Origin of the sequence: Nonomuraea sp. NPDC049269 (genome assembly GCF_043197155.1) — a bacterium.
Lineage (GTDB): Bacteria > Actinomycetota > Actinomycetes > Streptosporangiales > Streptosporangiaceae > Nonomuraea.
Genome location: NZ_JBICSO010000002.1, coordinates 60,487 through 80,289, shown reverse-complemented (window position 1 = coordinate 80,289; position 19,803 = coordinate 60,487). Strand labels below are relative to the sequence as shown.

Annotated in this window: 21 protein-coding genes, 1 tRNA gene and 1 pseudogene; 17 read left to right on the top strand and 6 right to left on the bottom strand. The window is 69.1% G+C overall.

The window, feature by feature from the left end:
• Nucleotides 1-3: 3 nt before the first annotated feature.
• Both ACGFNP_RS09785 and ACGFNP_RS09780 read left to right on the top strand, forming a co-directional pair.
• A complete protein-coding gene (locus tag ACGFNP_RS09785; protein ID WP_358338140.1) occupies nt 4-717 on the top strand; it encodes a DUF3566 domain-containing protein in 714 nt (237 codons plus the stop codon).
• A gap of 146 nt (nt 718-863) precedes the next feature.
• Nucleotides 864-940 (top strand) — tRNA-Ile (locus tag ACGFNP_RS09780).
• Nucleotides 941-991: 51 nt separating this feature from the next.
• Here the strand turns inward: ACGFNP_RS09780 and ACGFNP_RS09775 are convergent.
• Entirely contained in the window at nt 992-1,150 is a 159-nt protein-coding gene (locus tag ACGFNP_RS09775) for a hypothetical protein (protein WP_358338143.1), read from the bottom strand.
• A 419-nt stretch (nt 1,151-1,569) separates the two neighbouring features.
• On the opposite strand from ACGFNP_RS09775, the gene ACGFNP_RS09770 reads away from it, so the two are divergent.
• Nucleotides 1,570-2,076: a hypothetical protein gene (locus tag ACGFNP_RS09770; protein ID WP_393316817.1), complete on the top strand. Its 507-nt coding sequence runs from the start codon at nt 1,570-1,572 to the stop codon at nt 2,074-2,076.
• Nucleotides 2,077-2,256: 180 nt separating this feature from the next.
• Here the strand turns inward: ACGFNP_RS09770 and ACGFNP_RS09765 are convergent, their stop codons facing one another.
• Both ACGFNP_RS09765 and ACGFNP_RS09760 read right to left on the bottom strand, forming a co-directional pair.
• Nucleotides 2,257-2,412, bottom strand: a complete 156-nt coding sequence (locus tag ACGFNP_RS09765) for a hypothetical protein (RefSeq protein ID WP_393316814.1) — start codon at nt 2,410-2,412, stop codon at nt 2,257-2,259.
• Between the two features lie 317 nt (nt 2,413-2,729).
• Nucleotides 2,730-3,968: a multidrug effflux MFS transporter gene (locus ACGFNP_RS09760; protein ID WP_393316811.1), complete on the bottom strand. Its 1,239-nt coding sequence runs from the start codon at nt 3,966-3,968 to the stop codon at nt 2,730-2,732.
• Nucleotides 3,969-4,283: 315 nt separating this feature from the next.
• On the opposite strand from ACGFNP_RS09760, the gene ACGFNP_RS09755 reads away from it, so the two are divergent.
• Nucleotides 4,284-5,330: a ketoacyl-ACP synthase III family protein gene (locus ACGFNP_RS09755; protein WP_358338155.1), complete on the top strand. Its 1,047-nt coding sequence runs from the start codon at nt 4,284-4,286 to the stop codon at nt 5,328-5,330.
• A 180-nt stretch (nt 5,331-5,510) separates the two neighbouring features.
• On the opposite strand, the gene ACGFNP_RS09750 is transcribed toward ACGFNP_RS09755, so the two are convergent.
• Nucleotides 5,511-6,143: a hypothetical protein gene (locus ACGFNP_RS09750; RefSeq protein ID WP_393316808.1), complete on the bottom strand. Its 633-nt coding sequence runs from the start codon at nt 6,141-6,143 to the stop codon at nt 5,511-5,513.
• Between the two features lie 104 nt (nt 6,144-6,247).
• Between ACGFNP_RS09750 and ACGFNP_RS09745 the strand changes: the two genes are divergently transcribed.
• The 9 genes from ACGFNP_RS09745 (at nt 6,248) to ACGFNP_RS09705 (ending at nt 15,559) form a co-directional block, all read left to right on the top strand.
• Nucleotides 6,248-6,916 carry a class I SAM-dependent methyltransferase gene (locus ACGFNP_RS09745; RefSeq protein WP_393316805.1) on the top strand — a complete coding sequence of 223 codons (669 nt, stop codon included), beginning with the start codon at nt 6,248-6,250 and terminating at the stop codon, nt 6,914-6,916.
• Nucleotides 6,907-7,344, top strand: a complete 438-nt coding sequence (locus tag ACGFNP_RS09740) for an RrF2 family transcriptional regulator (protein WP_393316802.1) — start codon at nt 6,907-6,909, stop codon at nt 7,342-7,344. The genes ACGFNP_RS09745 and ACGFNP_RS09740 overlap by 10 nt, the downstream gene beginning before the upstream one ends.
• Before the next feature lie 100 nt (nt 7,345-7,444).
• Complete coding sequence (locus tag ACGFNP_RS09735; RefSeq protein WP_393316799.1) at nt 7,445-8,635, top strand: globin domain-containing protein; 1,191 nt, start codon at nt 7,445-7,447, stop codon at nt 8,633-8,635.
• A gap of 73 nt (nt 8,636-8,708) precedes the next feature.
• Nucleotides 8,709-9,266 (top strand): CGNR zinc finger domain-containing protein, encoded by a 558-nt coding sequence (locus ACGFNP_RS09730; RefSeq protein ID WP_393316796.1) that lies wholly within the window; start codon nt 8,709-8,711, stop codon nt 9,264-9,266.
• Nucleotides 9,267-9,497: 231 nt separating this feature from the next.
• Nucleotides 9,498-10,025, top strand: coding sequence for a PadR family transcriptional regulator (locus ACGFNP_RS09725; RefSeq protein WP_358338167.1), 528 nt, complete (start codon nt 9,498-9,500; stop codon nt 10,023-10,025).
• Nucleotides 10,022-10,714: an ABC transporter ATP-binding protein gene (locus ACGFNP_RS09720; RefSeq protein ID WP_393316792.1), complete on the top strand. Its 693-nt coding sequence runs from the start codon at nt 10,022-10,024 to the stop codon at nt 10,712-10,714. The genes ACGFNP_RS09725 and ACGFNP_RS09720 overlap by 4 nt, the downstream gene beginning before the upstream one ends.
• Complete coding sequence (locus tag ACGFNP_RS09715) at nt 10,711-12,933, top strand: FtsX-like permease family protein (RefSeq protein WP_393316789.1); 2,223 nt, start codon at nt 10,711-10,713, stop codon at nt 12,931-12,933. The genes ACGFNP_RS09720 and ACGFNP_RS09715 overlap by 4 nt, the downstream gene beginning before the upstream one ends.
• Nucleotides 12,934-12,940: 7 nt before the next feature.
• Nucleotides 12,941-15,268: a penicillin acylase family protein gene (locus ACGFNP_RS09710; RefSeq protein ID WP_393316786.1), complete on the top strand. Its 2,328-nt coding sequence runs from the start codon at nt 12,941-12,943 to the stop codon at nt 15,266-15,268.
• Between the two features lie 36 nt (nt 15,269-15,304).
• Nucleotides 15,305-15,559 (top strand): hypothetical protein, encoded by a 255-nt coding sequence (locus ACGFNP_RS09705; RefSeq protein WP_358338179.1) that lies wholly within the window; start codon nt 15,305-15,307, stop codon nt 15,557-15,559.
• Here the strand turns inward: ACGFNP_RS09705 and ACGFNP_RS09700 are convergent.
• Both ACGFNP_RS09700 and ACGFNP_RS09695 read right to left on the bottom strand, forming a co-directional pair.
• Nucleotides 15,556-15,831 (bottom strand): DUF3303 domain-containing protein, encoded by a 276-nt coding sequence (locus tag ACGFNP_RS09700; RefSeq protein ID WP_393316783.1) that lies wholly within the window; start codon nt 15,829-15,831, stop codon nt 15,556-15,558. The two genes, ACGFNP_RS09705 and ACGFNP_RS09700, sit on opposite strands and share 4 nt — an antisense overlap.
• Nucleotides 15,825-16,190 (bottom strand): annotated as a pseudogene (locus tag ACGFNP_RS09695) (response regulator transcription factor); the annotation flags it as partial. The pseudogene ACGFNP_RS09695 and the gene ACGFNP_RS09700, both read right to left, overlap by 7 nt.
• A gap of 12 nt (nt 16,191-16,202) precedes the next feature.
• Between ACGFNP_RS09695 and ACGFNP_RS09690 the strand changes: the two are divergent.
• From ACGFNP_RS09690 to ACGFNP_RS09675, 4 genes are all read left to right on the top strand, one after another.
• On the top strand, nt 16,203-16,418 hold the full coding sequence (locus tag ACGFNP_RS09690; protein WP_358338184.1) for a multicopper oxidase domain-containing protein: 216 nt from the start codon (nt 16,203-16,205) through the stop codon (nt 16,416-16,418).
• Nucleotides 16,419-16,569: 151 nt separating this feature from the next.
• Nucleotides 16,570-17,061: a hypothetical protein gene (locus ACGFNP_RS09685; RefSeq protein ID WP_393316780.1), complete on the top strand. Its 492-nt coding sequence runs from the start codon at nt 16,570-16,572 to the stop codon at nt 17,059-17,061.
• Nucleotides 17,061-18,455 carry a hypothetical protein gene (locus tag ACGFNP_RS09680; protein ID WP_393316777.1) on the top strand — a complete coding sequence of 465 codons (1,395 nt, stop codon included), beginning with the start codon at nt 17,061-17,063 and terminating at the stop codon, nt 18,453-18,455. The genes ACGFNP_RS09685 and ACGFNP_RS09680 overlap by 1 nt, the downstream gene beginning before the upstream one ends.
• Complete coding sequence (locus tag ACGFNP_RS09675; protein ID WP_393316774.1) at nt 18,452-19,798, top strand: VWA domain-containing protein; 1,347 nt, start codon at nt 18,452-18,454, stop codon at nt 19,796-19,798. Before ACGFNP_RS09680 ends, ACGFNP_RS09675 begins: the two co-directional genes overlap by 4 nt.
• Nucleotides 19,799-19,803 lie beyond the last annotated feature (5 nt).

The window sequence follows — 19,803 nt, the reverse complement described above, 5'->3', positions numbered from 1 at the left end:
GTCATGAGCGCCCAGGGTGGCTCCGCCAGGACCAAGGCGGCCCGGGACAACGGCCAGCAGCCGAAGAAGCCCAACGAAACCGAGATCCTCGACGCGGTCGACGAGAAGGCCACGCCTCCGCAAGGAGTCACGCCTCCACCGGGACCCGCGCCTTCACAGGGGCCTTCGCAAGGTGCTGCGCCTTCACAGGGCGCGGCGCCGATCACGGGTCCGCCAGGGGGGGAGCCGCAGTCGGAGGGCAACGAGACGGTCCGACTCCGTCCGTCGCTCACCTCCGAGGCCCCTCCGCTTGTCGAGATGCCTAAGAAGAAGTCCTCCAACTCCGCGGGGGCCCGTCTTCCCCGTAAGGCCCATTTGGTCCTGCGTCGCGTCGAGCCGTGGTCGGCCATGAAGTTCAGCTTCGTGGTCTCCCTCGTCTGTTTCGTGGTGCTTTTCGTGGCAGTGGCCGTGCTGTACGGCGTGCTGTCCGGCTTGGGGGTGTTTGACTCCCTTGTGGACTTGGTCAACCAGCTCGGCAAGGGGGAGCAGGGGCAGAACTCGATCCCGATCGACATCGCCTCCTGGTTCGAGCCGGTCCGCATCCTCGGTTACACCGCCCTCATCGGCGCGGTGAACGTGGTGCTCATCACGGCGCTGTCCACGCTGGGGGCGGTCATCTACAACGTCGCCTCCGATCTGGTGGGCGGCGTCGAGGTGACGTTCAGCGAGGCCGAGTAGCTTTCCGGGTTATGGCTTTTGAGCTCGCGCCGCCGCCGATCTTTCGGCGGGCGGCGCGAGCAACGCGGGAGAGGCGGTAAGCTTTTCCTCGTCCGAACAACCGGTTCGCCTTCCCTCGTGGGGATGCGATACCGTTCGTTGTGCGCGGGGCTATAGCTCAGACGGTTAGAGCGCTTCCCTGATAAGGAAGAGGTCCCAGGTTCAAGTCCTGGTAGCCCCACCAGCAGAAAGCCCCGAAGCGATCAAGTTTCGGGGCTTCTTTGGTGCAACGGCCCTACTTGAACAGGTCGTTGACCGAGATGCCGTCATGGCCGAGGATCTCCTCGCGCATCGCTCGCTTGAGTGCCGCGCTGAGGACGTTCTGCATGACGTGCACCGTCCCGATCGCGAGCGTGCCGATCAGGAAGGTCTGTACGTCGGCGACACCTTCCAAGCCCGGTTGGCGACCGGGACGCCCTGTCGTGACTTGGACTTCAGCCCATCGATTTCGTCGAGAGGGTCTTGGTCGTCACGCGGGCCTCGTCTCCGGCTGGGACGGGCTTCCAGGCGTAGCGGTGCGGGTCTGGTGGCTGGTCGCTGATGTCCGGTTTGGCGCCCTTGGGCTGGACCCCCTAGCGCAGTCAGTTGGGCACGCGGGCCGGGCGCTGCTACGCGGTCTCGCTGGACGGTTACCGCCGTTCGAGCCCGCCGCTGGATACGTCCCACCTCACACCTTTGCGCCGCACACCGCCCGGGTGGCCGCGCCGTTACAAGTCAGACGGCCGGTGTCGGACCCGCAAGCTAGCCGGTTCATCACCGAGCCAGGGCAATGGCCGGTGGAGGCAGGCACGCACCATCTGCACAATGGTCGCCATGGACGAGAACATAGCGGACGAAGCGTGGTGGAGGCGGCAAGCTGCCGCACAAGGGGAATGGTGGAAGAAACGGGCTGCAGCACATCAGGAGGAGACCCTCCGGCAGAACAACCTGATGTACGCCGGCTTGATCGGTATCGGAGTCGTCTTGGTGCAGCCGTTCCTGACCCCGGGAGCCGCTTCTCTTGATCTGTCCGCCCAGATCTGCGTGGTCGCCTTCTCCTTGGCCATCCCGCTCTTGTCAGCTCTTATCATGTTGAACCAGCATGAAACCTATCGTCGACGCGTGACGAGTTCCGTTCTCGTGCTGGTGGCGCAGCAGGCTGCGCTCGGGCTCGGGTACGTCGGGGTGGTCGCCGGTTTCTGGCACATCATGACGATCGCCGGGATCGCGATCCTGGTTGGCACGATCTTGGGTGTGGCCGTTCACTCCGTGGGTTATGTGCGGGTGGAGGAAGACGACGCCCAAGCCACACCAGGTGCGGAGCAACCACCCCAACTGTAAATCCGCTGACGTGCACGGCCGGACTGAGATCGTCCGCCGAATCATGACGCGGTCGAGTGCATCACCCCAGTCGCCGGCCCGGCATCCCGGCCCTGCGCCTGCCGGCGCGTGCCGGGCGTGCGGACTGGGGGGCGGTCCCGACGCGCGCGGGACTCCGGGCTGTCGCCGCACGCACGTCAGTCAGTTACGCCGGGCGCCGACAAGGTCGGCCAAAATTTCGATGTACGTGTATTCGTCGTCCGACGTATCCGCGTTGAACAGCGCGATGATGAGGCCCTGCTCAACCAGGGCACAGCCAACGCCGTCACTGTCTCTTTCGTTCAGACCCCTGACCACGAACTGTGGGACTGTATATGTCAACAGGTTCTCGTTGTACGACAACTCGTACGCGACGCCTTCAAGGTAGAGATAGTTGTCCTTCCACAGGAGGGTAACGTCATTGACCGCGCTAACGATCGCTTTAAACTCCTCGGGCGCTGGACACTGAAATCATTGGGACTAACGGCCTCCGTCTAGTCCGTAGACAGCTATCTTGGTGTACCCGGCGAACTGCACCGCCTGTTCCAGCGCGGTTTGCAAGTCGCTTTTCGACAGGTTCAACCCCTCCCGTGCGAAGATCCTCTTTGCCATCGTCGATCAACATGAGCTTCTGATCAAGGGGTGCTCGCTCGTGGTCCGGGAGTCCGCCCCCGAGCCCCGCGTACCACGAAGAGGGACAGCGCGGCGAGGCCGAAGGCGGTCAGCATGATGACGGCCATGGAGACCGTGCCGTCGCCGAGGAGACCCGACAGGGGAGAGGCGGCCGCGCCGAGGATGAACTGGCTGCCGCCGAGCAGGCCGGAGGCCGCTCCGGGAGCGTCGTGGCCGAGTGACTGGACGACGGTCGTGGTGGCGGGCAGCGCGGTGCCGAGGCCGGCGACGGTGACGAACAGGCAGGCCCAGGTGGCGGCGACGGAACCGCCGGTCGTGACCAGCGACGCGACCAGGGCCGCCGTACCGGTGCCGGCCACGGCCAGTCCTGCGACCAACAGGGTGTCCACCCGGACGCGGGCGGACAGGCGGCCGAAGAGGACGCTTGAGGCCAGCATGCCGAGGGCGTTGGTGGCGAAGACGAGGCTGTACCGCACGGCCGAGAGGCCGTAGACGTTCTGGAAGACGAACGTCGAGCCGGCGATGTAGGTGAAGAGCGCGGCCCCGGTGAAGGACGAGGCGAGCACGTACCCCACGAGGGCGCGCCGCCCGGCGAGCATCGTGATGGCCTTGACCACACCGGTCACCCCGCCCGATCGCCTGCGGTCGGTGGGCAGGCTCTCCGGCACCCAGGCGAGGAGCCCCGCGATCAGCAGGACGCCGAAGCCCGCCAGCGCCGTGAAGACCAGGCGCCAGGAGCCGATGTCGAGGATGGCCCCGCCGAGCACCGGCGCGGCCACCGGGGCCATGAACACGATCGCCGACAGGGTCGCGAAGTGGCGACCCGCCTCCGGGGTGCCGTGGAAGCGGTCGGTGAGCACGGCTCGGGCGACCACCATGCCCGCCGCCCCGGCGACCCCCTGCAGCAGCCGCGCCGCGTCGAAGATCTCGATGCCGGGGGAGACGGCGCAGGCCAGGGACAGCACCGTGAACAGCGCGGCGCCGACCAGCAGGACGCGGCGGCGGCCCACCGCGTCGCTGACCGGGCCCAGGAGGAGTTGCCCCGCGGCGAGCCCGACGAGAAAGGCCGTCAGGGACAGCTGGACCGAGGAGGCCCTGGTGCCGAAGGATCTGGCCAGGCTGGGGAAGCCGGGCACATACATGTCGATGGCCAGCGGAGCGACCGCGGTGAGGGCCGCGAGCACGATGATGAGCCGGCCGGTGCGCTTCTGACCGGTGGCCGGAGCCTGGTTTTGGGACATGGGTGAGCTGCTTTCCGGCCTGCGGCCGCTGGCTCCACTCCGGTACGCCGGTGATCAACGGCGGTGAAGATTATGCATGGTTCGTGCGAAGAATGACACCACTAGTCACGGATAATTCATTCCATTAGCATCGGCCCGACCGCCCACGGACACATCCGTCACGTTCAGGTTGCGAGGGCCTGCCGTACGTATCGCCGGTCTGTGCTTGGCAACCCGACAGCTCTTCCAGCAGGCTCGCTTTTCCCTAGCAGTGGGTTATTCGTTCCACCACGCCCCGCGCCGCGGCATGCCGCGCTGCTTCAGCAAGGAGGACGGTTGCGCACACCCGACATTTACCTGCGCAGTATCGGCGTTCATCTGCCGCCGGTGGTCAGTATCGAGACGGCTGTCGCCGAGGGCCGTTATCCGGCCGATGAGGTGGAGTATTTCCGCCTCGGTGGTGCGGCGGTGGCCGGTGACGTACCGGCTCCGGAGCTCGCGCTCCGTGCGGCCCGGCACGCGTTCGAGCGCTCGGGCGGGATGTCGCCGCGCGAGCTGGATCTCATGCTGTACGCCGACGTCTGGCATCAGGGGCCGGAGGGCTGGCAGCCGCAGTATTACCTGCAGCAGCACCTGGTCGGCGGCGATGCCCTGTCCGTTGAGGTGCGGCAGGGGTGTTGCGGGATGTTCAGCGCGCTGCAGCTCGCCTGCGGCTATCTGCGGCCGGGCGGCACCGCGCTGCTGGTCGGCGCCGACAACCACGGCACTCCGCTGGTCGATCGGTGGCGCATGATCGAGGGCAACGTGGTAGGTGACGCCGGGTGCGCGCTGCTGCTCACCACGGATACGGGCTTCGCGCAGGTGCTGTCGGTCAACGTGGTCGTGCTGCCGGAGGCCGAGTCGGTCAACGACGGCGGCGTGCCGATGTTCCCGCCGGACGCGACCGTGGGGCGGCCGCTGGACTTCGCCGCCCGTCATGGTGCGTTCCGCAAGCGGCTGGTGGCCGGCGACGGTGCCGGCGTCATGCTGGCGATCCAGTCGACGTTGATCGGGCTGGTCGAGCGTACGCTCAAGGAGGCGGGGATCACGCTCGACGAGGTGGCGCGCGTCGCGTTCCCGCACGGGCGCTGGGACAACTTGGAGGAGCGGGCGAGTTGGTTCGGGCTGACCTTGGCCGACACCACCTGGGAGTATGGCGCCGGCATCGGTCACCTCGGGGTCAGTGACCAGTTCGTCGCCCTCGACCACCTGCTGGCCAGCGGGGCGCTGGCTCCCGGCGACTACGTGCTGCTCGTCGGGGTGGGTGCCGGCAAGACCTTGGCCTGCGCCGTTCTGCGGATCCTCGACCTCCCCGGGGAGTACGCCTCCGACGGGCCCGGCTGAGCAGCCGATCGAGTTCGGCCTGCGCGGGAGGCGGCGGACATGTTCGGCGGTCGAAGTACGCCATCCGGGTCATCCTCACCAACCCGCGTTACACGGGCCATCAGGTGTGAGGACGTCACAATCCGCCGTGCCCCCGGCGTGCTGTTCGTATTGCCGGGGGCTTCGGCGCCGGACGTTGTTCTAGGGGACGTCGACCTCGATTGCGAGGGTGTTTGCCCGAACGTTTGCGTCTCCGCTTTGGGAGCCCCAGTAGCCCATCCGCTTTTCTACGGCAACGGTCACCTTGTAGTGCCCGGGGTATGCGTCGAAGTCCGCTGTGGCGTTGACGTTGTTGCCGTGCAGGATCTTGGCGGTGTGCGAGCTGAAGGTGGAAAGGCGGGTGGTCTCGTGTTCCCTGTGCAGCTGGAACGTACCCAACACGACGCACGGGTTGCTTCTTGTGCAGTCGGCATACCAGCCCACGCCCCACTTGTACCAGATGTCTGCGCCGAAGTAGGCGTGGACGTACTGGCTGCCGTCGGCGCGCTGCCGCACCTCCACACACATCCGTCCGTTGACCTTCGCCGACTCGTCAGCGGAGTAGAAGGCTCGCGTGCCGCTGCGCGGATCGCAGGTGGCGGCCAGCACGCTCTGGTGCGCCGAGGAGACGGATGCCGAGGCTGGTGTGGGGGCGGCCGCGGCCGTGATGAACGCCAGGGCTGTCAGGCCCGCGGTGATGCCTCGTCTCCGGTTCGGTTGGCGGCGCACACCGCTTGTGGAGGGGGACTGGCGCTGGGGATCTCGCCATTCAGCCAAGCTACTATTTGTAATCATAGGGTTACTATAAGTTACTAAACGGGGTGTGGGCTGGCCGTGGCGCGCCAGGGTGAGTTGCTGGCCACTCGTAAGGTGGCCGAGATGCTCGTCATCATGGCGGGATGGGCGTGCGCTACGACGATGTGATCGGTTCCCTTCGAGCGGCCTACGACGGCAGCGCCAAGCGTCGTGACGGCAGCGGCAAGCAGCCGTGGAAGCTGGCGGAGCGGGCAGCGTTCCTGAGCCGGGTACAGGACAGCGGCGGAAGGCGGCTGTTGGAGGTCGGTGCCGGAACCGGCCAGGACAGCGCATATTTCCAGGACAACGGTCTGGATGTGGTCGCTGTCGATCTGTCGCCTGCGATGGTGGATCTGTGCCGAGAGAAAGGCATTGAAGCCCATGTCAGGGACTTTCTGCATCTCGACTTCGCGCCGGAGTCGTTCGATGCGGTGTACGCGCTGAATTGTCTCCTGCATGTGCCCAATGGCGATCTGCCGACGGTGTTGGACGCTATTCACGCACTTCTACGTCCTGGTGGGCTGGTTTTTCTTGGGGTCTACGGCGGTGGCACCTTGCATGGGGAAGGTCCCTTTGAGGGGGATGACCACGAGCCTCCCCGGTTCTTCGCCTTCCGCACCGATGAGGAGCTTCAAGAGTTCGCGAGTCGTTCCTTCGAGATCGTGGACTTCCACGGCGTAGGGTCGGATGAACTCAGATTTCAGTCGCTGACGTTGCGTCCTCGCGTGCACGAGCGCTGCCCCGAAGCGCCTACCGTATGGGCATGCGCCTGACCGCCTTCACCGACATCTCGCTACGTGTCGTGATGCGGCTGGCTGTGGCGCGCCAGGATGAGCTGCTGACCACCCGTAAGGTGGCCGAGATGCTCGTCGTGCCGTACACCCACGCGGCCAAGGCCGTGGCGCGACTGAGTGAGCTGGGCCTCGTGGAGACCCGCCGCGGGCGTGGCGGCGGGTTGCAGATCACCGAGGCGGGGCGCCGGGCGCCGGTCGGCGCCGTCGTGCGCAGCCTGGAGTCGGACGGCGACGTAGTGGGGTGCGAGGACGACCCGCCCTGTCCGCTGCGGGCGGCCTGCCTGCTGCGTACGGCGCTGCGCCAGGCGCAGGAGGCCTTCTACGCCTCGCTCGACACGGTCACGGTGGCTTCGCTGGTGGCGTCGCCGACCGGCCCGACGCTGCTGTCTCTCACCTCGCCTGAGTAGCCCCCGGTGGAGGGGGCAATCCGCACGCCGTTTAATATGCATTTAAGATTCATATTATCTTGGCGCCGGATCTTGGGCTGCCCTTGACCAGGAGGTTCACATGCTGTCCGCGGAAACCGCCGTGATCGTCCGCGATACCCTGCCCGTCGTCGGTGCGTCGCTCGACACGATCGCCGCGAGGTTCTACGAGACGATGTTCGCCGATCGGCCCGAGCTGCTCGATGGGCTGTTCAACCGCGGCAACCAGCACAGCGGCGAGCAGCGCAAGGCGCTGGCGGGTTCGATCGCCGCCTTCGCCGGGGCGCTGCTGGAGCACCCCGATGTGCGCCCCGACGCGTTGCTCGCCCGCATCGCGCACAAGCACGCGGCGGTCGGAGTCACCGATGACCAGTACGTCATCGTGCACAAGTATCTCTTCGGCGCGATCGCGGAGGTGCTCGGCGACGCGGTGACCCCACAGGTCGCGGCGGCGTGGGACGAGGTCTACTGGCTGATGGCCGGTGCCCTGATCTCCCTGGAGGCCCGGATCTACGCCGAGGCGGGGGCGCGTGACGGCAGCACCTGGAGGTCCTGGCAGGTCGTCGAGCGGCGCGAGGAGACGGCGGACGTGGTGTCGCTGGTGCTGCGGCCCGTGGGGGACGAACCCGCCCCGCCCGCGCGGCCCGGCCAGTACGTCAGCGTCCGGATGCTGATGCCCGACGGTGTGCGCCAGCAGCGCCAGTACACGCTGTCGGGTTGCGGCCAAGACGGACTCCGCAGTATCACCGTCAAACGGGTGCGCGGCGGCGACACCCCCGAAGGGGAGGTCTCCGCGCTGCTGCACGCCACTGTCAAGGAAGGCGACGAGCTCACTCTCTCGGCGCCGTTCGGTGACGTGTCGCTCGCCGACGGCGACGCGCCACTCGTGCTCGTCTCCGCCGGCATCGGCTGCACGCCCATCACCGCGATGCTGCGGCACCTGGCCCAGACCGGCTCCTCGCGGCGGGTCCTGCTCGTGCACGCCGACCGTGCCAAGGCCGAGCACGCGCTCCGTCAGGACATGGAGAGACTGGCCGACGCGCTGCCCTCCGGCGAGCGGATCTTCTGGTACGAGGACGGTGGCTGCGGCAACGCCCGCACCGGCCGCATGGATCTGGCCGACGTCGAGATCCCTGAGGGCGCGGTCGTCTACATGTGCGGCCCGCTGCCGTTCATGCGTGACGCACGTGCTCAGCTCATCGGGGCAGGAGTCGCGCCGCGCGACATTCACTACGAGGTGTTCGGCCCCGACCTGTGGCTGGCCGCCGCCTGAGCCTGGCGCGTCGTCACTGGTTCAAGTGGTGACGAATATTGCACGCATCAGAGTCACCCGTCAAGCTGGTGATGTGAGACATGTTTTCCTGTGCGGGAACCCCGCCCTCGACCTGGCCTGCACGCTCCGCGCCCGGCGTACGGCGCCCTTCGAGACGCTCGACGCGCCTGCCCGGCTCGACGCCTGGTATGTGGAGTCCGGCATCGTCGACACCGTCACCGCCTGCCAGGAGGACGACGTCACCCAGGCGGTGACGGTACGGGAGGCGATCTACGCGCTGGTCACCGCCCGGCTCGCGGGCGAGGGGTACGACGGCGGGGCGCTCGCGCTGGTGAACGAGGCGGCACGCACTCCGTGCGCGATTCCGCAGCTCGCCGCCGAGGGCCGGTGGACCGAGGCGACTCCGGCACAGGCGCTGTCCACCGTGGCGAGGCACGCCATCGAACTGCTCACCGGGCCGGATGTGCCGCTCATGAAGGAGTGCGCCAACCCCGAATGCACCAAGATCTTCATCGATCGGTCTCGTGGGGGACGCCGCGAGTGGTGCGGCATGGAGTCGTGCGGCAACAAGATCAAGGCAGCGGCCTACCGCGCCCGTAAGCGCCAGACGCGGGCGGCCACCGCGCGATAGTCGAGCCCCTTTTGGACGACTGCGGCTCCGCTAGGCCTGATGGCGTCACCGCCTTGACAGGTGACTTTCGATGTTCGGGCACATCCGGCTGGCGTACCGGGATTCGCAGGCGCGGCGTGGGATGCGTACAGGGTTCGTGGAGCTCGCCTGGGCGAAGAGAGAGCACTCCGAGTGGGTGCAGGGGGACTAATTACCTCCGGCGTATATACTCTCGGGGTATAGTCGCTTGGCATGAGTGTCCCCCTCGCACTGCTCGGCCTGCTGGAACGGGAGCCGAGCCACGGGTACGACCTGAAACGCGACTACGACGCCTTCTTCAGCCGGGGCAAACCCCTGCCCTTCGGCCAGGTCTATTCCACGCTCGGCCGCCTGGCCAGAGACGGCAAGGTCACCGCCGGTCAGAGCGAACCGGGAGACGGGCCCGACCGCAAGCGCTACGCCATCACCCCCGTGGGCAAGGACGAGGTCGAGGCGTGGCTGGCCGAGCCGGTCGCGGCCGAGCCGTACCTGCACACGGTGCTGTTCACCAAGGTCGTGCTGGCGCTGATGCTGGGGCGCGACGCGGCGGGTTACCTCGATGCCCAGCGTGCGACGCATCTGGGACGCATGCGCGAACTCACCGAGATCAAGCGCGCGGGCAACCTGGTCGACGCGCTCCTGGCCGATCACGGCCTGTTCCGCCTTGAGGCCGACCTGCGGTGGATCGACGTCACCCAGGCCCGGCTGGGGGCGCTGGCGGAGGCGGTGCGCGACCGATGATCGTCAACGCGCTGCTGCGGGCCGAGGCGGTCAGCCGCTCCTACGGCAACACGCCCGCGCTGCGGGAGGCCAGCCTGTCGGTGACCGCGGGCGAGGTTCTGGCCGTCATGGGACCCAGCGGTTCGGGCAAGTCGACGCTGCTGCACTGCCTGGCCGGGATCTTCACCCCGGACAGCGGCGAGGTGTGGTTCGACGGGCGGCGGCTGGACACGCTGAACGACCGCCGCCGTAGCGAGCTGCGGCGCACCGCCTTCGGCTTCGTCTTCCAGTTCGGCCAGCTCGTGCCGGAGCTGACCGTGACCGACAACGTGGCGCTGCCGCTGCTGCTCGGCCGTACCAGACGCAAGCGTGCCTACGCGCGGGCCGCCTCCTGGCTGGAGCGGCTGGAGCTGGCCGACCTGGGCGGCCGGCGCACCGGGGAGCTGTCCGGCGGGCAGGCACAGCGGGTGGCCATCGCCAGAGCGCTGGTGACCGGGCCGCAGGTCGTCTTCGCCGACGAGCCGACCGGCGCGCTCGACTCGCTCACCGGCGAGCTCGTGATGGAGCTGCTGGTGGGCCTGGCCCGCGAGGAAGGCACCACCGTGATCGTGGTGACCCACGACGCCCGGGTGGCCGCCTGCGCCGACCGGGAGGTCGTCGTGCGCGACGGCCGGGTCACCGACCCGTACGCGAGCGGGATCGTCCGATGATCTCGCTGGGACTGCGGTTGTCGCTGCGCGGCGGCAGGGAGGTGGCGGCCAGGCTGACGCTGATCGTCGCCGGAGTGGCCGTCGGCGTCGCGGTGCTGCTGGCCACGCTGTCGCTCTTCAACGCCTTCCAGGCCACCAATGACCGCCTGTGCTGGGAGTGCACGCGCGGTTCCGCGCCCAATGGCTGGGCGCTGGACGCCACCAACGACGGCGCGCTGTGGAACCGCCACGAGGACTACTACGCCGGCCGGCTGATCAAAAGGCTGGATGCCGCCGCGCTCGGCACCCGGGCGCCGGTCATCCCGGGTCTGTCCCGCATGCCCGGTCCCGGCCAGTACTACGCCTCGCCCGCGCTGGCCAGACTGCTGGACTCGGTGCCGCGCGAGCAGCTCGCCGACCGCTTCCCCGGCACGCGCGCCGGGTTGATCGGCCAGGCCGCGCTGTCCGGGCCCGACGAGCTGGCCATCGTGGTGGGGTTGATGCCGGGGCAGGTCGCCGCGATGCCCGGCGCCCAGCAGGTCGACACGGTGGCCACCGAGCTCGCGGTCGACGGCAACGCCGACATCTACCAGTTCGGGTTCGTCGTCGCCGCCATCGGGCTGTTCGTCCCGCTGCTGGTGCTGGTGGGCACCGCCACCCGGCTGGCGGCCGCGCGGCGCGAGACGCGCCTGGCGGCGATCCGGCTGGTGGGAGCCACCTCCCGGCAGGTCAACGTGCTCGCCGCGGTGGACGCCGCCCTTGGCGCGCTGCTCGGCGCGCTGGCCGGCCTCGCGCTCTTCCAGGTGGTACGGCCCGCGCTGGCCGGGGCGCGGATCACCGGTTCCCGCTTCTTCCCCGACCTGATCGCCCCGCGCTCCTGGCAGTACGCGGCCGTGCTCGTCTGCGTGCCGGTCGTCGCGGCGTGCGCCGCGCTGTGGTCGCTGCGCCGGGTGCGGATCTCACCGCTCGGTGTGGCCAGGAAGGCCGCGCCGCCCCCGCCGCGGGCGTGGCGGGTGATCCCGCTGCTGGCCGGGCTGGGGCTGTTCGCGGGGCCGGTGTTCCGAAACGTCAAGGAGCCCGACGCCCTGCTGGCCGGTGCGGGCCTTGCCTTGATCATGGTCGGGCTGGTCCTGGCCGGGCCCTGGCTGACGATGCGGGTCGCGCGCCTGGCCGCCGGGCTGACCCGGAGCGCGGCGACGCTGCTGGCCGCGCAGCGGATGGCCGTGGACCCCAAGGCCGCCTTCCGCGCGGTGAGCGGGCTCGTGCTGGCGGTGTTCATCGGCACGGCGATCGCCGGCCTCGTGCCCGCGGTGCTCTCCGGCCAGCAGGCCGTGGCCGGCGGCGCGCTGAACCACGTGCTGCGCGCCCAGTTCGCCCGGCCCGGCGTCACGGGCCTGTCCCAGCGGGTGCAGGCGGACCTGCTCGCCCGCCTGCGCGGCTTCCCGGGCGTGGACGTGCTGCCCATCTACGCCAGGGCCGACAAAGAGAAGATCCCCATGCCCGCTGACGATTCACCGCCCGCGACGACCGTCGTCGAATGCGCGAGCCTGGCCCGCTTCCCCGTGCTCGGGAGGTGCCCGTCGACCGCGCGGGTCGTGGCCGGAACCTTCTACCGTGTGGTCAACGTCGACAACCCGCTCACCATCGACAAGATCCTTCCGCTCGCGGGGCCCGCCAGTGAATCCGTCTCCACCGCCATCACCGGCCTCGACATGGAGTCGATCCTGATCAGCACGACCGACCCGGCGGCGGTGGAGCGGATCCGCACGCTGCTGGCGGCGCACACCGCCCAAGCCCCGATGACCTTCGCCGAGGTCGCCCAGGCCAGAGCGACCCTGTACACCCAGGGCGAGAACGTCGCGCTGGCCATCGTCGCGCTGACCCTGATCGTCGGCGGCTGCAGCCTCGTGGTGGCGGTCGGCGGCGGGCTGGTGGAGCGCAGGCAGCCGTTCACCCTGCTGCGGCTGGCCGGTACCCCCACCCGCACGCTGGCCGGGGTGGTGCTGCTGGAGTCCGCGCTGCCGCTCGTCCTGTCCGCCGTGCTCGCCGCCGGCGCCGGGTTCGGCGTGGCCGAGCCGCTCATCGACCAGCTCGCGATGAAGGGCGCCTCCCTGGCGATGCCCGGACCTGCCTACTTCGCGACCGTCGGCGGCGGTCTCGCCGCCTCCCTGCTGGTGATTCTCATGGGCATGCCGCTGCTCAGGCAGCTGACCGCGCCAGACAACGCCCGCTTCGAATAGGAACCCCATGAAGCTCAGACCGCGACTGGCCGTGCTGATCGCGCTGGTCCTGCTCGCCTCCACCGTGGTGGTCGTGCGCACCAGCGCGCCCGCCGCGGCCGGCGACGCGCGCTACTCCGCCACCATCCGGCACACCGAGTACGGCATCCCGCACATCTCCGCCAAGGACTACGGCGGCCTCGGATTCGGGTACGGCTACGCCTTCGCGCAGGACAACCTGTGCGTCATGGCCTCGTGGGTGGTGACACTGCGGGGCGAGCGATCCCGGCACTTCGGCGCCGCGGCCATGTCCGACGACCCGGTCAGCCCGGTCAACAATCTCGCCAGCGACGTCTACTACAAGAGCGTCGCGGACTCGGGCGTCGTGCGGCGGTTACTGGCCCGGCCCGCGCCGGTGGGGCCGAGCGCTGAGCTGCGCCGCCTGGTCGACGGCTACGTCGCGGGATACAACCGCTACCTCCAGGAGACCGGGGTGGCGAACCTGCCCGATCCCACCTGCCGGGGCAAGGCCTGGGTCGGCGACGTCACCGCCACGGACATCTGGAACAACCTGCTCGACCTCAACCGCATGGTCGGCAGCTCCGCGCTCAAGGAGGCCATCACCGGGATCGACGAGCCCGAGACCGACGGCCCGGACAAGAGACCTGCCGCGGGCAGCAACGGCTGGGCGCTGGGCCGCCAGGCGACCCGCGACGGCCATGGCATGGTGCTGGCCGACCCGCACTTCCCATGGAACGGGATCCGCCGCTTCTACCAGGTACAGCTCACCATCCCCGGCGTGCTCGACGTCTCCGGCGGCAGTCTGTACGGCACGCCGGTCGTCCAGATCGGGCACAACGCGAGCGTGGCCTGGACCCACACCGTCTCGCACGCCCAGCGCTTCACCGTCTACCAGCTGCGGTTGGCGGGCGACCGGACCAGCTACCTGGTGGACGGCAACGCGGAGCCGGTGGGCCGCCAGGAGGTGCAGGTCGCTCTGCAGGACGGCACCATGACCAGCCACACGCTCTACACCTCGCGCTACGGCCCGGTGCTCGCCGCCGGGCAGACCGACAAGGTCGCCTACGCGCTGGCCGATGCCAACGCCGCCAATCTGCGCGCGGCCGACGAATGGCTGGCGATGGCCAGAGCGACGAACCTCACCCAGCTACGCGCGTCCCAGAGCACCTATCAGGGCCTGGCGTTCGTCCATACGCTCGCCACCGACATCGGCGGAACCGCCTACTTCGCCGACGCCTCGATCGTCCCCCACGTCACCGACGCGAAGGCGCGCCGCTGCGCCAAGCCCTCGCCCATTCCGGGGCTGGACGCATACGTGCTGGACGGCTCGACCTCCGCGTGCCTGTGGGGCAAGGATCGCGACGCCGTCGTGCCCGGCATCTTCGGGCCGGGCAACCAGCCCAGGCTGACCCGCGCCGACTACGTGGCCAACTCCAACAACACCTTCTGGATGACGAACCCGTCGAAGCCGCTGACCGGCTACCAGCACGCATGGGGCGAGCCGCGCACCGACGTGGAGCCGCGTCCCCGCGTCAGCCTGGACATGATCGCCCAGCGGCTGTCCGGCGCCGACGGGCTCGGCGAGCCCGGCTTCACCCTGGAAACGCTGCAGGCCACCGCGCGCACCAAGCGCAACTACAGCTTCGAGCTCATGCGTTCGGACCTGCTGACGCTGTGCCGTACCCACCCCGAGCTGACCTCGTCCGACGGTAAGCGGGTGAACGTGCGCGAGGCCTGCGCGACGCTGCGGAAGTGGGACGGTCGCGCCACCCTGGACGGCCAAGGGGCGATCTTGTGGCGCGAGTTCTTCACCCGGCTGATGGGTCCCCACAAGATGGGAGAGCCCGTTTTCAGCCCGTGGCGGGTGCCGTTCGATGCCGCACATCCGCTGACCACCCCACGGGGGCTCAAGCACGACGCCTCGGAGGTGCGGGAGTCGCTGGCCGATGCCGTGCTCTTCTTCCAGACCAACCGCATCGCCCTGACGCTCACCCCGGGCCAGGCGCAGCGCTACTCCTCGATCCCGCTTCCCGGCTGCACCGAGGGAGAGGGCTGTTTCGACAGGGTGCGCATGCGCGCCGCCGCGCTCGGCACGGACGGGCGCTACCCGGAGGTGGACACCGGGTCCAGCTTCATGATGGCCGTGGAGCTCACCCCGGACGGCCCCCGTACGCGCACCGTCCTCACCTACTCCCTCTCCGCCAACCCCGCCTCGCCCCACCACACCGACCAGACGGTCCTGTTCTCGCGCGGCCAGTGGGTCACCGAGCGCTTCACCGAGGCCGAGATCGCCGCCGACCCGCGGCTGAGGACCACCGCGGTTCACCTGGGGTAGAGACTAGGAGGACAGCGATCATGAGGAGACTCCGCGATGACCCAGCCCCCCGTACCCCAGCGCACCCCGCTCAGCGTGGACGAGCAGGCCCGGGCAGAGGCGAATTTCACGACCCTCGTCGCCGACACGCTCGTTAGCGACGGGCGGTTCAGGGTGAGCGCCGACACCCCGGAGATGGTGGAGCTGTTCCAGAGGGTCGCTCGCCGGGTGGGGGACATGCTCCAGCGGCCGGTGGTCAGCTACGCCAACGGCCGGTACATCGTGATCACGTTCGGCCAGGAAGCCTCTTAAGGCGGGTCGAGATAGGGCGCCACGACGTCGCGGGTGTCCTCGCTGGTGACGACGGGGACGATCTCGAAGGTCGCGCCGGAGCCGCGCCACTCCAGGACCCACTGCTGGAGGAGGCGCAGGTCATCGCATTCCATGAGCTGGAAGCAGCGGCTGAAGTCGGGCTCGATCCAGCTGTTGAGGTAGGTCAGCCCCTCGGGCATCAGCCGGCCCCTGTCACGGACCTCCCGGTAGATCGGGATCATGTCGTTGTCGCGGAATCGTTCGATCACCATGAAGAGCATGGTTCGCCTCCTGGGGTGACCAGCCCGGACTCGTAGGCGTGGACGACCAGCTGCGCGCGGTCACGAGCGCCCAGTTTGGTCATCGTCCTGCTCACGTGGGTCTTGGCCGTGGCGTGGCTGATCGTCAGGTGGGCGGCGATCTCCTCATTGGACATCCCGGTCGCGACCAGGGACAAGACCTCGCGCTCCCGGTCGGTCAGCCGGTCGAGGCCAGGTCGCGGCACCGGTCTGGGTGGGGTGGAGACGTACGCTTCGATCAGCCGTCTGGTGACCGAGGGGGAGAGCAGCGCATCGCCCTGGGCCACCACGCGCACCGACTGCAGGAGGTCGGCCGGTTCGATGCCAGCGACTTCCATCATCCGGTGCATCTCCACCTGGCCGCCTTTCAGGTGCTCTCGCGCAACGGCAGGCCCCCCGCGCCGACCGACGCGGGCTGGAAGGACACCGTGGACGTGCACCCCTACGAGGTGGTGGACGTCCTGGTCCGTTTCGAGGGCTACCGGGGGCGCTACCTGATGCACTGCCACAACCTTGAGCACGAGGACATGGCGATGATGACCGACTTCGAGGTGATCTGAGTACTGTCGTACGGCGCTTCCGCAGTAGATCGAAACACACCCGGGCTTCGCCGGTAATGGGGTAAATTACGCGATCACTGATCGGCCGTTCGCACAGGTGCCGCCGCACCGGCTGGCGTCCGCGAGCCGCTGGACTGGAGGTCGAAGAGGCGTGACCGCGGACCGAACCGCGTGGGAGCAACGCAGCGTGGCACGGGTGGTTTCCCCCGTACGCCCGCGCAAGCTGGCGAAGGTCCCCTTCGTCGAGATGGCCGACGGGCGGCTGCAGGGAGTCGTGTCGAGCGGCTCCGACATCGAGCGGGTGTACGTCTCGTCGATCACCGCCGGGACCCATACCTACAACTGCAGCACCAACAACAACCGGCCGTGCGGCGGGCTGTCCAGCTACATGTGCAAGCACTTGCGGTCCCTTGTCGATGAAGCCGTGCTGCAGTACGGCGTCGACCGGGTCGCCGGCTACCTGCGGGTGGAGCTCGCCGAGGGCGACAGGCTGGCGGACTGCCTGCAGGGTGGTGTCGAGCGCACGCAGGGAGCCGCGGTGTTCAGCCGGTTCCTGCGCCATCTGGCCTACCTGGAGTTGCCCGTGACCACCGAGCCCATCGCCGAGCTGCACTGGTTCCCCGCCACAGGGGCGGTGGGCTGATGCTGAGCGTGCAATTAGCGGGATTGATCGACGAGCCCCTGCCGGGCGTCGGCGAAGCGCTGGACCTGGTGACGGGCTTCGACGAGGCCCTGACGAACGGCTTCGCCCGGCTGGGCGAGGATCGCGCCTCGGCGCTGACCGCCCTGGCCGGCGCGATGGCGGCCACGCCGCTCGGCGACCGGGTGGCGGAGGCGGCGGGGAAGGTCGCCGCGGGCTCGGTCTCGGAAGAGCACGTCACGGCGCTGGCCGCCGGTCGCACCGCGCTGCTCGGCGCCGTCCACGACGCGCTGCTGGAACGGCTCGACACCGCTCTGGGACGTACGCGGGCCGCGTGGGAAGAGCCGCACTCGACGGCGCAGAGCGACAACCTGCTCGGTGCGTGCCGTTCCTGGCTCAACGAGCTGGCGATCACCGGCTGGCGGGGTGTCGACCACGACCTCGTCTCCGCCGTCGACCAGACGATGGAGGCGCTGCTCGCGGAGCCGCGGCTGCGCCGGCTGGCCGTGCTGCTCGACGGCTTGGCGACGGAGCTGCGCGCGTCGTGCCCGGTCGCGACGATGGAGATCGTGCCCGCACGGCGTTGGGCCGACCTGTGGGCGCGGGCGCTGGTGCTCACACAGGCGGGTGGCCTGCCCGCGGGCTCCGGCGAGCCGGTTTCCGGGCGGCTGCTGGTGCTCGGCGTGGACGTGCACGAGCACGCCACCGCCGTGCAGGCGCAGGTCCACGCGATCCTGGAGCCCGCCGACGGCGGTCAGTGCCGCCTCGTACGTACGAGCGTCGCCGCCACCAAGGTGGACACGATCGTCGGCACCGCCGTGTGGCGGCTGCTGACGGGGGTCCCGGTGCTGCTCAACGCACTGGCGGAGCGCCGCAGCCTGGACATCAAGGACATGCCGCTGCTCGGCAGCGGCGACCTGGTGTGGCACGACGACCGGGCCACGGCGGGGGAGCCCGCGGACCCGTTCACCACGGCGAGGGTTCAATTGGGGAGCGTGCTCGCCCCCGCGGCGCCGCCGTTGGAGCGCCACCCGGTGCGCGTCGCCGAGCCGGTGCTGGTCGAGGGCTACACCGTGCCCAAGCGCGGTGAGATGGTGCTCGACCTCGACGGCATGACGATCACGGTGGACACCGACCGGCTGCCGTCGTGCGGCCCGCTCACGCCCGAGATCGTCCGCGGCTCCGAGTCGTGCATCGGGCTGGTGCGCTGGGACGCCGGCCGGTGGCTGCTCCAGCCGCTCGCGGTCCAGGGGACGGTCAAGAAGCTGCCGGTCACCGCGCACACCGGTGACTGGGCGCAGGGTCCCACGGATCCCAAGATCGCCAAGGCTGAGGCCAGGAACGGCGACGCGGTGGCCGTGCTGCGCGAGCGGGCGGGACGGTTGCTCCGGAAATGACCGATCACGAGAACAGGCGCCAGGTGCTCTACTGGCGCCTGCTGGCCCGGGTGTTCAACACCGAGGAGCAGCCCGCCCTGGAGTCGGCCAGCGTGGCCATCGTCGACGACCTCGGCCTGCCGACGGCCCTGCTGGACCCATCGGTGTCGGTGGGCAACCTGGTCCAGCGCTTTCCCGACCTGGGTCCCGAGTTCGAGAGCCTGCTCGACTCGGGCAACGAGGACCCCGCCGAGCAGGTACGCAGGGCCGCCCTGATCTCCAAGCTCCTGCTCCGCGTCTTCGCCACCGGGACGGGTGACGTCTCGGCCGGTCAGCTCGCCGCCTGGCAGAAGGACGCCGGGTGGTTCAAGCAAGCACTCGGTCGCAGCGGCGGGCAGGGCGAGGGAGAACAAGGCGAGGGGCACGGGGGATCCGGCCGCGGGCTCGGCACCGGCGGTGGCGGTCGCGGAATCGACTACGCCGAGCTGAACAAGGTCCTGGCCGATGTGGAAGGCGACCTGGTCCGCCGCATGCGGCTGCGCGAGGTGCTGTCCAACTCCTCCCTGGCCGCCCAGCTCAACCCCAGCATGTCGCTCATCGAGCAGCTCCTGCGCGACAAGGACAACCTCTCCGGAGTCGCGCTGGCCAACGCCAAGGCGCTGATCCGCCGGTTCGTCGACGAGGTCGCCGAGGTGCTGCGTACGCAGGTCGAGAAGACCAGCGTCGGCAAGATCGACCGGTCGGTGCCGCCGAAGCGGGTGTTCCGCAACCTCGACATCGAACGGACGATCTGGAAGAACCTCACCAACTGGAGCCCGGAGGACCAGCGGCTGTACGTCGACCGCCTGTTCTACCGGCACACGGCCAGGCGGACCACCCCGGCCCGGCTGATCGTGGTGGTGGACCAGTCCGGCTCGATGGTCGACGCGATGGTCAACTGCACCATCCTGGCGTCGATCTTCGCCGGGCTGCCCAAGGTGGACGTGCACCTGATCGCGTACGACACCCGCGCGCTCGACCTGACGCCGTGGGTGAAGGACCCGTTCGAGGTGCTGCTGCGGACGACGCTCGGCGGCGGCACGGACGGCACCGTCGCGATGGCCCTGGCCCGGCCGAAGATCGTCGACCCGCGCAACACCGTGATGGTCTGGATCTCCGACTTCTACGACAACCGGTCGCTGATCGACGACTTCACGTCGCTGCACCGGTCAGGGGTGAAGTTCATCCCGGTCGGCTCCGTGAACAGCTCGGGGTACGCCAGCGTGGACCAGTGGTTCCGCGAGAAGCTGAAGGACCTGGGCACCCCCGTGATCTCTGGCCACATCCGCAAGCTCGTGCTCGAGCTCAAGAACTTCCTCACCTAGGAGAC